This is a genomic window from Bacillus sp. JCM 19034 (assembly GCF_001310635.1).
GTDB lineage: Bacteria > Bacillota > Bacilli > Bacillales > Bacillaceae_D > Halalkalibacter.
The window spans coordinates 63,826-79,150 of the sequence record NZ_BAXR01000006.1; the positions used below are offsets into that span (position 1 = coordinate 63,826).

At 37.4% G+C, this 15,325-nt stretch carries 16 protein-coding genes and 5 pseudogenes; 17 read left to right on the forward strand and 4 right to left on the reverse strand.

Annotated features, from left to right (window positions below):
- The first annotated feature begins 100 nt into the window (after nucleotides 1–100).
- From JCM19034_RS11245 to JCM19034_RS11270, 6 genes and pseudogenes are all read left to right on the forward strand, one after another.
- The gene (locus JCM19034_RS11245; protein ID WP_062049799.1) at nucleotides 101–496 is read left to right on the forward strand and encodes a VOC family protein; all 396 of its coding nucleotides are present in this window, start codon (nucleotides 101–103) and stop codon (nucleotides 494–496) included.
- A 113-nt stretch (nucleotides 497–609) separates the two neighbouring features.
- Nucleotides 610–1,545, forward strand: coding sequence for a hypothetical protein (locus JCM19034_RS11250; RefSeq protein ID WP_062049801.1), 936 nt, complete (start codon nucleotides 610–612; stop codon nucleotides 1,543–1,545).
- Between the two features lie 281 nt (nucleotides 1,546–1,826).
- Entirely contained in the window at nucleotides 1,827–2,099 is a 273-nt protein-coding gene (locus JCM19034_RS11255) for a hypothetical protein (RefSeq protein WP_062049803.1), read from the forward strand.
- Between the two features lie 108 nt (nucleotides 2,100–2,207).
- Nucleotides 2,208–3,082: pseudogene (locus tag JCM19034_RS11260) on the forward strand (protein kinase).
- 11 nt (nucleotides 3,083–3,093) lie between these two features.
- Nucleotides 3,094–3,600, forward strand: coding sequence for an acyl-CoA thioesterase/BAAT N-terminal domain-containing protein (locus JCM19034_RS11265; RefSeq protein ID WP_062049805.1), 507 nt, complete (start codon nucleotides 3,094–3,096; stop codon nucleotides 3,598–3,600).
- Nucleotides 3,597–4,424 (forward strand): acyl-CoA thioester hydrolase/BAAT C-terminal domain-containing protein, encoded by an 828-nt coding sequence (locus tag JCM19034_RS11270; protein WP_062049807.1) that lies wholly within the window; start codon nucleotides 3,597–3,599, stop codon nucleotides 4,422–4,424. Before JCM19034_RS11265 ends, JCM19034_RS11270 begins: the two co-directional genes overlap by 4 nt.
- Before the next feature lie 258 nt (nucleotides 4,425–4,682).
- On the opposite strand, the gene JCM19034_RS11275 is transcribed toward JCM19034_RS11270, so the two are convergent.
- A complete protein-coding gene (locus JCM19034_RS11275) occupies nucleotides 4,683–5,120 on the reverse strand; it encodes an Lrp/AsnC family transcriptional regulator (protein ID WP_062049809.1) in 438 nt (145 codons plus the stop codon).
- A gap of 124 nt (nucleotides 5,121–5,244) precedes the next feature.
- Here JCM19034_RS11275 and JCM19034_RS11280 point away from each other — a divergent pair, with 124 nt between their 5' ends.
- The 4 genes and pseudogenes from JCM19034_RS11280 (at nucleotide 5,245) to JCM19034_RS11290 (ending at nucleotide 6,973) form a co-directional block, all read left to right on the forward strand.
- Nucleotides 5,245–5,664 carry a carboxymuconolactone decarboxylase family protein gene (locus tag JCM19034_RS11280; protein ID WP_062049811.1) on the forward strand — a complete coding sequence of 140 codons (420 nt, stop codon included), beginning with the start codon at nucleotides 5,245–5,247 and terminating at the stop codon, nucleotides 5,662–5,664.
- Between the two features lie 64 nt (nucleotides 5,665–5,728).
- The gene (locus tag JCM19034_RS11285; protein ID WP_062049813.1) at nucleotides 5,729–6,091 is read left to right on the forward strand and encodes a hypothetical protein; all 363 of its coding nucleotides are present in this window, start codon (nucleotides 5,729–5,731) and stop codon (nucleotides 6,089–6,091) included.
- A 56-nt stretch (nucleotides 6,092–6,147) separates the two neighbouring features.
- Nucleotides 6,148–6,276, forward strand: a complete 129-nt coding sequence (locus JCM19034_RS24085; protein ID WP_269431693.1) for a hypothetical protein — start codon at nucleotides 6,148–6,150, stop codon at nucleotides 6,274–6,276.
- A 2-nt stretch (nucleotides 6,277–6,278) separates the two neighbouring features.
- A pseudogene (locus tag JCM19034_RS11290) lies at nucleotides 6,279–6,973 on the forward strand (class I SAM-dependent methyltransferase).
- Nucleotides 6,974–6,979: 6 nt separating this feature from the next.
- Here the strand turns inward: JCM19034_RS11290 and JCM19034_RS11295 are convergent.
- The gene (locus JCM19034_RS11295) at nucleotides 6,980–7,375 is read right to left on the reverse strand and encodes a GNAT family N-acetyltransferase (protein WP_062049816.1); all 396 of its coding nucleotides are present in this window, start codon (nucleotides 7,373–7,375) and stop codon (nucleotides 6,980–6,982) included.
- Between the two features lie 90 nt (nucleotides 7,376–7,465).
- Between JCM19034_RS11295 and JCM19034_RS11300 the strand changes: the two genes are divergently transcribed.
- On the forward strand, nucleotides 7,466–8,428 hold the full coding sequence (locus JCM19034_RS11300) for a nucleotidyltransferase domain-containing protein (RefSeq protein WP_062049818.1): 963 nt from the start codon (nucleotides 7,466–7,468) through the stop codon (nucleotides 8,426–8,428).
- Between the two features lie 246 nt (nucleotides 8,429–8,674).
- Nucleotides 8,675–9,114, forward strand: a pseudogene (locus JCM19034_RS11305) (NUDIX domain-containing protein).
- 105 nt (nucleotides 9,115–9,219) lie between these two features.
- Here JCM19034_RS11305 and JCM19034_RS24970 read toward each other — a convergent pair.
- The gene (locus tag JCM19034_RS24970) at nucleotides 9,220–9,645 is read right to left on the reverse strand and encodes a PaaX family transcriptional regulator C-terminal domain-containing protein (protein WP_370621924.1); all 426 of its coding nucleotides are present in this window, start codon (nucleotides 9,643–9,645) and stop codon (nucleotides 9,220–9,222) included.
- Nucleotides 9,646–9,977, reverse strand: a pseudogene (locus JCM19034_RS11315) (PaaX family transcriptional regulator); the annotation flags it as partial.
- Between the two features lie 198 nt (nucleotides 9,978–10,175).
- Here JCM19034_RS11315 and pdhA point away from each other — a divergent pair.
- The 5 genes and pseudogenes from pdhA to JCM19034_RS11340 all read left to right on the forward strand — a co-directional run bounded on the left by pdhA (nucleotide 10,176) and on the right by JCM19034_RS11340 (nucleotide 15,109).
- Nucleotides 10,176–11,242, forward strand: a pseudogene (gene pdhA / locus JCM19034_RS11320) (pyruvate dehydrogenase (acetyl-transferring) E1 component subunit alpha).
- Nucleotides 11,243–11,316: 74 nt separating this feature from the next.
- A complete protein-coding gene (locus JCM19034_RS11325; protein ID WP_082394006.1) occupies nucleotides 11,317–11,973 on the forward strand; it encodes an HAD family hydrolase in 657 nt (218 codons plus the stop codon).
- A 107-nt stretch (nucleotides 11,974–12,080) separates the two neighbouring features.
- Nucleotides 12,081–13,040, forward strand: a complete 960-nt coding sequence (locus JCM19034_RS11330; protein WP_062049825.1) for a YncE family protein — start codon at nucleotides 12,081–12,083, stop codon at nucleotides 13,038–13,040.
- Between the two features lie 3 nt (nucleotides 13,041–13,043).
- Nucleotides 13,044–13,730 (forward strand): response regulator transcription factor, encoded by a 687-nt coding sequence (locus JCM19034_RS11335; protein ID WP_062049827.1) that lies wholly within the window; start codon nucleotides 13,044–13,046, stop codon nucleotides 13,728–13,730.
- Nucleotides 13,727–15,109 carry an ATP-binding protein gene (locus JCM19034_RS11340; protein WP_062049828.1) on the forward strand — a complete coding sequence of 461 codons (1,383 nt, stop codon included), beginning with the start codon at nucleotides 13,727–13,729 and terminating at the stop codon, nucleotides 15,107–15,109. Before JCM19034_RS11335 ends, JCM19034_RS11340 begins: the two co-directional genes overlap by 4 nt.
- Nucleotides 15,110–15,325: the final 216 nt, after the last annotated feature.

Genomic DNA, 15,325 nt, shown 5'->3' on the forward strand with positions numbered 1-15,325 from the left:
TGCATCTTTTCTAGCGGCTTTTTTATTTGTCAATTTAAAGGAAGTTTGTCATTTAATCAAGAATTTAACATAGAGAAAAAAGTTAGGAGATGAAATGATTATGGCGTTATTTAGCCGAATTGGGTATACGTATTTACCTACTTCGAACATTGATGAAGCAATCGAGTGGTATGTTAATCAATTGGGCTTTACACTTAAAAGCCCTAAATTTAATGATGGAGTAGGTGTTGTTGCAGTTCTGTCGTTACCGGATGGCTATTCAGTAGTACTATTAGTTGAGACGAATAATGAAACAAACGCTGCTTTTTCACGAAATGGGAAGCCATTCCAAACGTTAGCTCTCAATTGTCCCGATTTGCCCTATACTCACGAAATGTTAAAAAATAATGGCGTCGATGTCAGTGAGATTATCGTAAGAAGTGAGGAGGCAAAATATTTTATTATTAAAGATCCAGACGGTAACTTAATTGAAGCAGCATGGTCGGTGTGGGATTAGATTAAGAAGGAGCGTGTATATGAAAGAGGCGAAGGCTATAGACGGTTTATTTTTATCCATACAAGTCTAACGGTTCATGATGATAAAAAAATTATGTTAGGGGGATACAGAAAATGAAAGCAATGAAAGAATATTTTATGAAATCAAGTAAATGGATGAAACGATATGCACGACCGCTTGAGTGTGCGAGGTGGGAATATGAATTTGAAGATGGAACTCGCGAGAATGTCATACATTATTTACGTGCATTTCAAAATGAAGATGGTGGGTTTGGTCATGGAATTGAACCTGATTTTTGGCAGCCTAATTCTTCACCAATGGCCACATGGGCAGCAGGACAAATGATGATGGAAATAGGCCTTGAACGTGAGCATGACTTGGTTCGATCAATGATCACGTATTTGCAGCAATCTTTTGATAAACAAAAGGGATTGTGGATGTCCGTTTTACCGGAAACCAATCAGCATCCTCATGCTCCATGGTGGCATTGGTCTGAAGGTGTGCAAGAGAACTGGATGTACAACCCATCTGCTGAGCTTGCGGGTTTTCTAATTCATTGGTCCAATGAGGGAAGTGAAGCAGCACAGCTAGGCTGGAACGTAGCAAAGGATGCTATTGATTATTTGTTCACTGAAGATGAGATTGAGCACCATTTAGTCGCTAATTTTTACGCATTATTAACTATTTTACAACGGCATGAGGAGGAGGCAGGGAAGCATTCGTTGTCTCTGGCAGATATTTTAGGGAAAATAGCCGAACATATAGTGAAATGCGTTGATCGTGATCCCGCTAATTGGGCAACAGGATATAAACCGCTTCCGCTTGATTTTATCCAATCACCAGCTGATCCGTTATGTACTCTTTTTGGGGATTTAGTCGAACAAAACCTTCAGTTTTATGTTGAGCAATTGTCAGAGGAAGGGACGTGGATTCCATCATGGGAATGGGGCAGTTATCCCGAGGCTTTCCCAGTTGCAAGACGGTATTGGCAAGGGATATTACTAATTAATCGGTATAAAGTGTTGAAGTCATTTGGGAGGTTAGAGTAAAGGAGTATTTTATTGGAAATAGAATAAATATAACAGAAGATCAGCTTCGCGTGACAGGATCGTTTGGAAGCGAGTGGGGTTTTGATGAGATAGAAGCAGTTCGTCTACAAGAAGAGTTACCGGAAATAAGAGGCAGATATTTTGGAAGAAGTAACTACAAGTAATAGCAAGGTTGAATTAACGTATTACAAATTGTATTGAAGTATTTATATAATTTGTATAGTGATTTATGTGTTAATATGGAAAAAGTAAACGGAATTGTAAATAGAGGAGATAAAAAGATGGAAATGACATTCCAAAAGGACCTATGCAAGTCTTTCTTAAAACTCGTTTTATTCATAATGACTATCATATCTACTTGTTTTGTTATTTGGGCGGGATTTACTGAGAAAGAAGAGTTATTACCATTTTTATTAAGTTTAACGTTGTTTTTATCAATTAGTAGTTTACGATTAGAAAACAAACATCGAGAAAGAAGGAAGTTTTTTAGAATCATTTTTACTTTATCTTTATTTTCTGTATTATTAGGAGCTGCACATTTATTGCTTTTTTGATAATAAATTGAAAGAACAGATACATAAACTGCTACATCTTTTATTAAAAGATCAGTTTCTTTTAATAAAAAATAATATTATTGTAGCTTGTTACTAATGGAGGAATTAATGCAGAGTAACATACATACAGTTGAACTTGATCATGTTACATTCACTTTAAAAGAGGATCATTCGTTTTCATGGTTACAAGAATTAGGTGAGGTGTTTGCTGTATTTCCTGAGCAGGATTCAGGAAATATTAGCTTTGGTATTGTAAAGAATGGGAAGAAGACTTTTGTGAAGTATGCAGGTGCAAAAACAGTTCATTATGCTGGACGACCTGAGGAAGCAATTAAACGGCTCAAAACCTCTCTATCAATATACGAGCATTTAAGCCATGAACACCTCATTCATTTTCTTGAAGCTATTGAAGTCGAAAAAGGGTATGCTTTGCTATTTGAATGGTTTGCCGGAGAATGTCTACACTCTCATTGGGACTATCCTCCTCCACTAAAACAATCACATCCAGATTCACCGTATTATCGCTTTCGCCAGCTATCGATTAAGAAGCGGGTAAAGGCTCTTAGTGATCTATTTTCATTTCATGTTCATGTTGAAGAAAAAGGTTATGTCGCAATAGATTTCTATGATGGAAGCATATTGTATGACTTTAACAATGACAGCGTAAAGATTTGCGACATTGATTTATATCGGCAAAAGCATATGTAAATAAAATGGGCAGATTATGGGGTTCGAAAAGATTTATGTCTCCAGAAGAGTTTCAGCTAGGTGCGAATATCGATGAAAAAACGAATGTATTTAACATGGGAGCAATTGCTTTTGGTTTAGTGGGAGGAGAGCTTGATCGCTCCTATGCAAAGTGGGACGCGAATCTAGCGTTGTATGAAGTGGCCCTGAGGGCTGTTCAAGAAAATAGAGAAGAGCGTTATCAGTCGGTTAAGGAATTCACTGATGCTTGGAAGGAAGCTGAAATGAACTCATAAAGAGTGAAACCGTGAAGGCTCTGCTAGAAAATGCAGGGAAAGGAAAAGAGTATATGCGAGCAATATTGCAAATTAGTCAGATAGATTCCTATATAGATGAAGATGTTGAGATTACAGTGTCAGGGTGTTTAAAGAATGAGAAGGTAACGATCCATGCAACGATGTACGATGAACAAGAAAAGAAATTTTCTTCCTTTGCGACCTTTATAGCTAATGATGATGGAGTCATTAATGTAGCTACTCAAAAGCCAATCGAAGGAACGTATCACACAGTTGATTGCTCTGGATTATTCTGGTCTATGGAATGTGTTAATTCTAAGCATGGTGATTACTTTGAAAAAACGAACGCTAATAAAGTAGATATTGAACTGTCCATAACCATTAATGATCAGAAGCAGGATGCAGTTACGATTCATCGTTACTTTTATAAGAATGATGTCAAAAAAGTAACAGTTCAAGAAGAAACAATTAGGGGTGTGTTATTTCATCCTGAACAAAAAGGTCAGTACCTGCTGTGATTATTTTAAGTGGTTCAGATGGCGGAACTCAGGAGCATGCGGCAGCACTATTAGCGTCAAAAGGGTATACGGCATTTGCCTTATCTTATTTTGCTGGTGAAGGAGTACCGAAAGACCTTGAAAACATTTCATTGGAATACTTTCAAGAAGCAACGACGTGGCTTAAAAGTCACCCTTATTCAAATGACGAAATAGGCTTAATTGGGTATTCAAGAGGTGGGGAGCTTGCCTTACTTTTAGCATCGACATTTCATGACTATAAGGCTGTTATCGCTGGGGCTCCTAGTGCTTATATTACAGCAGGTATGAAAAATGGTATTTTTGCACCGGTACCGTCGTGGAAGTTGGCCAATAATGAGCTGCCGTATATTAAGTTTAAGTACCGATTCAAAACGATGTTTACGATCTTAAAAAATGGAATAATAAAAAAACCAATATCGTATTTAGCGATTTGGGACAATACATTGAACGATAAAGAAGCTGTAAAGGACGCGCGAATTGCTGTTGAGAACATCGAAAGTCCGGTTATGTTTATTGCGGGGGGCGATGATCAATTATGGCCCTCAGCCAGATACGTTCAACTAATGGAAGAGCGATTAAAGAACACAAATCGGACTAAGGAAGATCACTATTTATACTATGAAAAGGCAGGACACTTTCTAGCCTTCCCGTATAGCTTTGTTAATTTGCCGGCAAATGTTTATATGCATGTAGGTGGGGGAATGACAATGGACTTTGGTGGTACAAAACCCGCAAACGCGCAAGCTGCTAAGGAATCGTGGATTGAAATAGTCAAATTTCTTGAGGAGAATATGAGCCAATAAATGTAGGAGATGCTTTTGGATTCGGTTAAAACGTTCCTAATTAAGCTTTTTATTGATTGTTAGTTGGTTCATATTTGCGATTAGTTTGTATTTTCTTTTTTGAGTTTTTTACTTGCTATTGTACCTTTTCTAATTTCGTTTTATTTTTCGAGGAAGCTTGATCCACATTCAACTTAACGTTTTTGGGCCTTCCTTTTTACAAAACTAATATGAATGAGGGGTGTCCTTTTAATTTAATTGGACACCCTCTGTTATGTTTCATTTGCTAGTACGTGGATTCGTTGACACTTGGGAGAAGATAAAGTGTGTGACTGTTTGTGCACAGGGACTAACTTCTTCAATGAATTGCTCTGCTTTTGAAAGGGTTTCAAAGTTCATTTTAAGCATATAACATGCTTGACCGGCTATACGATAGCAGAACTGCACGTTCGAATGCTTTTGAATAATCTCTTTAAACGATTGATAATCTCCATTTTTAATTGTTGCTTCCATGATGCATTGGATAGGTAATCCTAATTTTTCATAGTCGATTTCTAATGTATAGCCTTTAATAATGCCAAATGACTCCATTTGTTTTACCCGTTCCGCTACAGAAGGGGATGACAAATGCACTCTTCTTCCAAGCTCACTCATAGACAAGCGACTATTATGATGTAATTCATCTATAATTTTTCTATCAATTTCGTCTATTTTCATTTTTAAAAGAAATTCTCCTTTATCTATTTAAAATTAAAAGTAAACAGCTGTGTAACGATATGAATTTAATGTAATTCCGACTTTGAGTTTACTATAATTAAAATATAGCAAAGGAGGATTAAAAATGGCAAGAATTAAGGAGTCGCAATTTGGAGAAACACCCTTTCAGCGTTTGTTAGGGCATAATCGTGAAGTTATGCAAGCGTGGTCTAATCTAGGTGATCTTTTAGAAAAAGAAGGGAGACTTTCTTCTGAATTAAAAGAACAGGTGAGAAGAACGTTAGCTCAAGGTAATGGTTGTGAGTACTGCAAAGCAAAGGGGAAGCCAGAACAAGAGAAGTTTGATGAAAAGACATCGATTGCAGCTGCGTTTGCTGAAGTATTTCTAAAACAGAAAGGGAACTTATCTGATTCAACTTTTCGCATTTTACAGGAAGCTTTAACTGAAGAAGAAATCAGTGAATTGTGTGCGTTTATTTCATTTACGACGGCATCACAATACTTTGGTGCAATGATGAAATTAGAATCTATTGAGAAACCATAGTCAAGAGAGAAGCTTAGGATTTTTAAAAAGTGTATATTAATGGGCAATAAAGGTAGGTGATTTAATGAAAGTGTCAAAGAATGATCTTATTACATCTTACAATAATAAAGCATTTGAAAGAGATTCTTTAATCATACCTGAATGGAAGCTTAAAGAACGAGAAACCTTTTTAACATATATGAAAAAAGAAGATTATAATCGCTTACTTGAAATAGGTTCTGGTCCAGGACATGATAGCCTTTACTTCAGGCAACAAGGTCTAGTTAGGGATTCTTACAGTCCTAAACGTTTTTTTTCCTTTTATGAGGATGAGACGATTAAACAGTTGCTTACTCAGTTTTTTCAAATTGAATACTTTTATATTGTTCCTAAGGAGAAGGTTGGTGGAAAATTTCACTTTCAATCTATTATTTTGAGGAAGAATTAGAACAGGCGTTAATCTAATTTCTTCAAGGAATGGGTGCTTTAAAGGGGGCGTAAATTATGACGGGATCTATTGTGACACGTGAATATCGTTATGATTGGGAGAATCAATATACATATGAAAAAAAGAGGATTCTGCAGATGATTGGTGACAAAATTGTTAGGATCAAACATATTGGGGGGAATTGAGTATGAAGAAGTTCAATTATCAAGAATTTTATGAAAGGGTGGGAAAGGAAAACGGCTGGGATTTTAGTCAAGTACGTGTGTCGTCCGAGGGCGTTGCTTGGAATTTTTATGATGAGGTCAAGAAACAAGGTCAAAGCGATTCAGTGTTGTTAGATATTGGAACTGGTGGTGGAGAGAATATCATCAATATTGCGTCTTCCTTTTTGTTTGTTGTAGGGATTGATCTAGCGAGAGGAATGATTGAGACGGCACGATCTAATATACAACAATCGAACGTACCTAATATAAGTTGTTTTGAAATGAATGCAGATCAGCTTCAATTCCCAAATGAATTTTTTGATGTTGTTTCGTGCTGTCACGCTCCTTTTTCAGCGAAGGAGATCAGTCGTGTTGTGAATAAAGGAGGGTTATTTCTAACTCAGCAAGTGGTGAAGAAGATGGACAATTAAAAGAAGGGTACATAAAGAAGCTAGAGGACGCTGGTTTCACTACGATTCAATCATTTGACTATAATGCTGTGGAATATTATGAGGGAGTAGAAGATTTGATCTTTTTATTGAAGTATACCCCGATCATTCCGAATTTTGGTCGAGTGCGGGGAGACTTCGATCAATTAACTCAATTTATAGACAATAATCAAACGGAAAAAGGCATTAGAACCACTGCCAAGCGGTTTATGATTATAGCTAAAAAATAAGACTATTTATTTCTTTCTAGCAATCTTAAACCCGTTATCAATGTGTTCGAAGCCAATCTTCGGATAATAGTCCATTGCCGAAGGGGCGGATAAAAGGATTAATGCAACTTCTTCACTTAGTTGCTGTTTTAACTGTTCAATTAGTTCTTTGCCAATCCCATTGTTTTGGTATTCTTTGTCTACTGCTAAATCAGATAAATAGCAGCAATAACTATAATCTGTAAGTGCTCTAGCAATTCCAACAAGCTTTTTTTGATCCCAGGCCGTAATAAGCAAATTTGCGTTGTCGATCATCATTTGAAGTCTTGGTAGATCATGCACAGGTCGTTTAATCCCTGAAGAAGCAAATAATGTTGAAAGCTGCTCAGCAGTAATGGCTACATCTTTCTTATAGGTAATCATCTTCGGATCGCCTCCAGCTTTTATTTTGTATTACGATATCATATGAAGAGTTGTTTGAAAATAGATTTTCTATTAAATTTGAGGTGATCTATGAATAATCGGAGTAAGGATTTGTGTAATATAGCATTAAATTATTTGAATAAATGCTCTATTCAATGCGATTGTGTTACTGTAGGAGGGTCAGTTGGAAGAGGAGAAGCAGACAGTTATAGTGATATTGATTTAACCGTTTATACGGATCATCTACTTAATGAGCAGAAATATGATGAGTTTTATCAGGGAGAAATTGTACAGGTTGACTTTCTTCCTACTAGTCAAAAGGCTGTTCGTAAAATGATTGTACAGTTCCCGTGGGAACATCGTTTTTTGTTTGAGCAAATTGTAATTAAGGACCATTTACATAATGATGAGCAGTTGTTGAAATGGGCGAAAGCTTATCTTCAGTCAAGAGAGGCCAAACGTAGAATGTGTCGGTCAGTTGAGAATGTAGTTAGAGAAAGACAAACGTATGGAGTTGAAGCATTTGCTCGTGGTAGCAGCTATTCGGCGAATGTTGCATTAATGGGAGCTTGGTCGGAGGCTGGCTTTTTGTCTTTATTTGTAAAGGAAAATGAGCTTGCAACTGGTAAATTATTATCTCATGTTAAACACCATTCTAATTATTCGTTACTACTCGAAAATAGCCCATTTTCTAATGAAATACCTGTGGGCGATTTGTTACTAATCGTCAATCATTTCCGACATTATTTAAAGGAAGAAGGCCACCTTTATCATGAATTGGATCGTATTCATGATTACATATGTGAGAGGAAGGTCAACCGATTAATGGAGTTGGACGAAACAGATCAAATACGGTGGATTTTATACGGTGAGGCTGTTAGCTTATACTTTGGAACTGCAAAAGGTAAGTCGTTGGATGAGTATGTTCTTAGTTTACCTAATGGATTGCGTCAGGATTTACGCCATGTAGGCTTTTCTCCTTTGAATGAAAAGCAAGTAAAAGGTTTGTTGGAGATGAGTGAGGTATTGCTAAGTAATGCTTTTATTGATTGAAGAATAGAATAATATAGTTATTGCAAACGTTTTTTGCTTCACGTAAACTTATAGAGAACTGGAAAATTGTAGCTAGGGTTCCGCTAGTAGACATAGGTCTGTGACCGAGGGCTACATCTTTTACAATAAGTAAAAGGCACCTATTGACATAAAAGGTCCGAGGGGAAAGGTTCAGTGTATTTACTATGCACTGATTTCTTTCTTACCGGATCTTTTTTTGTTGAATTAAAAAAGGAGGATCATGTTATGAAGGCTATTGATGACGTACGACCTGGTGTTGCGGTTGTTATATTGGATGAGAAGAAGAGAGTTTTATTACAGAAGCGTGCAGATGTTGGATTGTGGGGGCTTCCTTCTGGCCATGTTGAAAAAGGAGAGACGGTGGCTGAAGCAGCGATCCGTGAGATGAAGGAAGAAGCAAATCTTGAGATTCGCATTGTAAAGCTGATTGGTGTCTATTCAGAACCGGAGTCACAAGTGTTCGCTTATCCTAATGGAAAGGTCGTTCATTTTATTACGATATGTTTTTTGGCTGAAGTTGTGGGGGAGAGCTTTGTTGTCATTCTGATGAATCACTGGATATCACTTATTTTGAACAAGGAGACTTACCAGAGAACTTGCTTAAGATGCACCCTAGGTGGTTAAAGGATGCATTGACTGATAGAGATTTAGCATTTATCCGTTGAATTGGTGGTAACAGCTCAGTATCTGAAATGACCATTTCAAGGCTTTGGATTGTCATACTGGCGATTGTAACATTGACATGGTTTAGGGGTGTCATGTAGACACCCCTATGTAGACGTATTGATTATGTAAGGATAATATGGAGAATTCTTTGGGATCGATTCAATAAGTAAATTACGATAAGAGTCAATGGAATGAAGCACCTGTGTTCCGATCCACCTTCCTGGTAGGAATTCAGGAGGAAGCATAGGGTCTAATTCAATGAGTTCGTCTCTCATTTCAGTTAGCTGTAAATAAAGAGTGAAAAATGTTAAATGCTCATTTTTCGAAGATTGAAGCATATCCCATTTTGGTTGAAACTCTTCATCTACCCATTTTTGTTTTTCTTTATATACTTGTTCTATATGGTCAAGGCTCCAAATTTTGTCTGCTTGATTAGTACCAGAGCCCCCTTCTGTGCTAATCGGATTAAAATGAAACGTATCGCTTGATAGGATTGTGACATAGGTTTCGATTTCGAGCGAATCAATAATCGTTAGTACACGAGCTGTAAGATCCCACGGATAAATATAAACCCCTTTATAGAGCTGGCCAAATCCAAGCTGTGTTATTTTTTTCGAAATATATCCCGTTTTTTTCGAATTGCTTCTGGTATTTCAATAAAAACTAAATACCATCTTTGATTCCACTGCTTTTCGTAGAAATTTTCTTTACTTGCAAGGAATTCGTATGCTTCAATTCCATGTTCAGTTAAAGAATAATATCCCCTTTTTGGTGTAGTTACAAATGCTTGCTTCTTTAATTTAGAAAAGGTATTTCGTATTGATTGTGGGGTGTATTTCATTGCTTCTAATATTAAAATCATTTCTTTTGATGACACTTCTTTCTTCTTAGAAAGTAAACGTATTACTTGTTTTTCAACGGACACACTTTTCACCTCTTATCTCAAATAATAACGAAATTTGCCTATTAATCAAGTGCGTATAATTGACAACTGCTCATTTAGTTTATAATATATATTTAAACGAACGTAATATTATTGATTATAAGAGGTGTTAAGAGTATGGAAAGTATGAAAAAAATGAACGATTTAAAAATGTTTCAGTTAATGGATGAAGATGGTAATCTAGTAAATATTGATAGATTACCGAGCTTAAAAGAGAGAGAGCTTCAATTGTTAATGGAAAGAATGGTATATATTCGGACCATAGATCAACGCTGCATATCATTAAATAGACAGGGCGTTTAGGGTTCTATGCACCCGTTTCTGGGCAGGAAGCAACGATGGTCGGTACGCATTATGCATTGGAAAACAAGGATTGGATTTTACCTGGTTATCGTGATTTACCACAGCTATTGTTTCATGGAGTGCCTCTTTCACAACTTTTTCTTTGGTCAAAAGGTCATTTTAAAGGCGGTCAAATACCAGATGGAGTTCATGTGACAACGCCACAAATTATTATTGGAGCACAAATTATTCAGGCTGCCGGTGTTGCTCTCGGCCTTAAAAAGAAAGGGAGAAAGCAAGTAGCAATTACGTATACAGGTGATGGTGGTACATCCCAAGGTGACTTTTATGAAGGACTCAACTTTGCTGGAGTGTTTCAAGCACCTGTCATTTTTGTTGTTCAGAATAATCAATTTGCGATTTCCACCCCTGTTGAAAAGCAATCAGCGGCTCAATCCATTGCTCAGAAGTCGGTTGCTGCGGGAATTGAAGGGGTTCAGGTTGACGGGATGGATATTTTAGCTACTTACATAGTAACAAAAGAGGCACGAGAGAGGGCGCTCACTGGGAAAGGGCCGACTTTAATTGAGGCGATTAACTATCGATATGGTCCACACTCGACATCAGGAGATGACCCAACAAAATATCGCACTGAACAATTAGATCAAAAGTGGATGAGAAAAGATCCGCTGAAAAGGTTTCGTTTGTTTTTAGAAAGACAAGGGCTGTGGACGAATACGAAAGAGCTAGAAGTGGTCGATAAGGCAAAGGAAGATGTACAGGCTGCGATAAAAAAAGCCGAAGCAGAGAAAAAACAAACGGTTGAAGATTTAATGGAACATATGTTTGAAAAAAGACCAACTCATTTAAATGAACAATTAAAAGGTAAATTTTATAGTTAAGATTGTTTATAGCTGTAAAAATAGTAAACTAGTAACATGGCGACTATAAGGAGGGATGTAATGATTTTTTTGATATTGATGGAACGCTATTAGATCATGACCGAGCGGAGAAATTGGCTGCACTTGACTTTTACGACCAATATATACAGGATATAAAATTAACTGAAGATCAATTTATCTTACGTTGGCAAAAACTCTCAGAGTATTTCTATAATCAATATCTCACAAAGAAACTATCCTTCCAAGAACAACGACAAATGAGAGTAAAAGCAGTAGTAGGAAAGCCATTAAGTGATCAAAAGGCGGATGAGATATTTGCCGTATATACTCAAGGTTACAAGCAGAATTGGCGTGCGTTTGATGATGTTAATGATTGCTTGCAACAATTACGAGCAAGAGGTTATGCTCTCGGTGTGATTAGCAATGGTGATTTAACACAGCAAAAAGAGAAGCTAAGCCGAATTGGATTGGAGTGCTACTTTGACTATGTTGTAACCTCTAGCGATGTAGGTGCCGCGAAACCAGAAAAGGACATTTTTTTAAAAGCGTGCCAAAGGGCTGACGTATCGGTCAAAAACAGTTATTACGTCGGAGATCGGCTAGACGTTGATGCTATTGCTAGTCAAAGGGTTGGAATGAACGGCATATGGTTGAATCGTAAAGGGATGATGCAAGAAGCCAATGTTCCGGTGATACGAACGTTAGAAGAGCTAATTCCGATTGTATGTTAATGAATTGGTACATTGCAAATAATTATATGATTCTCGATTTCCTTCAAAATTATTTCACAAAAGCGTGTTAGGCTATGGACATAAACGGTAATCTTTAGGAGGATAAGATGAAGTGTTTCGTAATCATTTTCTCTTTATGTGTTTTCCTTTTATTAGGTTGTCACGTAGAGCGGATAGAAGTGCCAGAAAGTAACTCTTCTTATTTATTAGTCGCTCATGTGAAGGAAGAGATGCTATCTTTTATTGATATACATACAAATGAGCTGTATATAGAGGGAACTAGTCCTGTTTCGATTACAGATTTAGCCTATGTTGGAAATGGGAAGGTGCTATTGACAAGTGAGAGTGAGGCATCTGTCATGGAATTGGATTTACAGGAAGGGACCTTGTCTCCTTTTATTGAGCTTAATCAAGGGTTAACGGCTCTACTTTATGATAAGCAGGATTGGTTTTATGTAGCCGATACAATTAATCATACTATTCATCGTGTATCAATTTCAGATCAAAAAGTTATAGGAGATATTGACATCGGAGCTTATCCAGTTGATTTAGAACATGGAGTGAATGAGCTGTTTGTACTAAGCGGTGATGAGCATAAAGTTACGGTAGTTGATAAGGAATTACAACAATCATTAATGACATTTTCAGTTGTTGAACGACCAGCAGGAATGTATTTTGATGGCGAGCGTCTTTGGGTTGGAGGTCATGGACCTTACGGTGATTTGAATCAAATGATTTATGCCTACGATCCAGAGAGCGGTGAGTTACTGGAAACGTTGGAGGTGGGTTTAATGCCGATTGCTTTCTATGCGGATGAAACATCTCCAAACCTATATGTGCTCTGTCATGGGGAACATGCTATTTATCAAATTGATCAAATAGCAAATGAAGTTGTCGATGTCCTGCCGGTTGGCCAAAACCCAAATCAAGTAATTGGTAATAAGGAGCACTTATACGTGTCAAATCTGGATGGGGATTCGATCACTGTTATTGAGCGGGATTCTTTTGAAGTGGTTGCTGAGTTACCAGTTGCAGCGGGTCCGTATGCAATGGTGTTGGGGGAGTAAATAATGAATGAGCTTTCGTATGTGTTAGTTGTTGATGATGAAGTAGAGTTGCTACATCTCGTAAAAATGTATTTGCACAAGGAGTCGTATCGAGTGTTAACAGCAACGAGTGGACGTGAGGCGATAGAGCTCATGCACCAATACGCGATTGAATTTGTCATATTAGATATCATGATGGAGGATATGGACGGTTTTACTGCTTGTGAGCAGATTCGATCATTTTCAAAAGTGCCAATTTTAATGCTAACGGCTAGGAGCAGTGAAGAAGATAAGGTGAAAGGATTGAAAATAGGTGCTGATGATTATATGGTCAAACCGTTCAGTCCACGTGAACTAATCGCAAGAATGGAAGCCGTAATGCGCAGAACACAGCCAGAAAAAGCAGAGGGAAATAAAATCCATGTAGGTGAGCTTGAAATAGATTTGAATGGTCGGCTGTTATTTATAGAGCATGAATTAATTCGCTTAACTAGAAAAGAATATGATTTGCTTATATTCTTAGTCAACCATCAAGGTCAAGTGTTTACAAGAGAGCACCTCCATGATCAGATTTGGGGGATGGATGCTAAAATGGGCACGTTGCGAACGGTTGATACGCATATTAAAACGTTACGTATTAAGTTGAAATCAGCAGGAAAGATGATTCAAACGGTTTGGGGCGTTGGCTATAAATTTGAGGAAAAGTCATGAGAATGCAATCAATAAAAAAGAAAGTATGGCTTGCTGTTATAAGTATTTTAGTAGTCGTCATTGCAGCTGCCATTTGGCTTATTTCCTTTTTATATGATGAGCTTTATATTGAGAAGCAAATTGAATTGCTTATGAATGAAGGCCAGTATTTGGCTCATTATTATAATCAGCACGGGGTACATGAGGCTTTTTTTGAACGACTAAAATGGTCGGAGGAAAATAGTGGATCGGATGTAACGTTTTCAGATGATCCGATGCAATTAGGGAGTGGATCGCCTTTTGAACCGTTTTCACAAGAGAATTTGATTACATTTGAGGAGAGGCAGCTATTGCTTGATGGGGAGACGGTTGTGATGATTCGTTCGCATCCTCATTTTGCTCAAGATATTCTAGGTGTAGCATTCCCGTTATTTGAGGATGAACATTTATCGGGCTCGATTTTACTATCTTTGCCATTGGCGGAAGTATACGAACCATTTGTTCATATACGAGCAATTTTAATCCTATCTGTCTTGAGTGTTGTCGTGGTTATAATAATTATTGCAAGAAAAATCATTCAGCATACCGTTGACCCAATAAGTGAAATGAAACGAATTTCAATGCGAATGGCTGAGGGAGATTTTTCTGAGCGGATTAAGGTGAAACGAAATGACGAGCTTGGTCAGTTAGCCGATTCGTTTAATCGTTTATCTATGGCTTTAGAAAAGGTTGAGGATAATCGAAGAGCTTTTCTTGCAAATGTCTCACATGAGCTTCGTACGCCGCTAAGCTATATGAAAGGATATGCAGAAGCGATGGAAGAAGGCGTGATTGAGAGTAAGAAAGGACTAAGCATGATTCGAAGCGAATCACAGCGATTAGAGCGTCTCGTCAATGATTTACTCGACCTTGCACAGCTTGAAGGTGAATCGTATCCATTGCAATGTGAACCGATTGCCTTTGCCCAACTGATTTATGATGTAACGGAATCACTTGATCTTCCAATCTCAAATAAGCAATTGAAGCTTGTGACAGAGCTCGATGAAAGCAGCATTATTGAGGCAGACCGTGATCGCATTGAACAGGTGATTCGCAACGTATTAGATAATGCTATTCGTTATACACCAAAAAAAAAGCAGATATTGTTAAAGCTAAAGGTTGAAGGAGAATGGAGTGTACTGACTATTACTGATGAAGGGATTGGTATACCAAAGGAGCATTTGCAGGCAGTGACGGAACGCTTTTATCGTGTTCATCAAGCACGCTCACGGATAAACGGAGGATCTGGACTAGGACTGGCCATTGTATCGGAAATTGTGAAGAAGCATGGTGGTAAATTCGAACTGCTTTCAGAAAAGGGGAAAGGGACTAGTGTTATGATAATGCTCAGAAATTTATAATGGTAGAAAAGAGGGGAGAACGATCAGCCTCCCCTTATGTTGTTTAGCTAGGCACGATCATTTTTTTTGATTTTGACTTTTGATTTCCCCTAAAAGACTAATGATCAAGTAATTTTGTTCAATAATTTTGTTGTTTTGTTCTTTTAATCTAGAGTAAGCCCAAATGAAAACGATTAATGATACGAACAAGAGAATAAAAAACATAGAGTCCTCCTA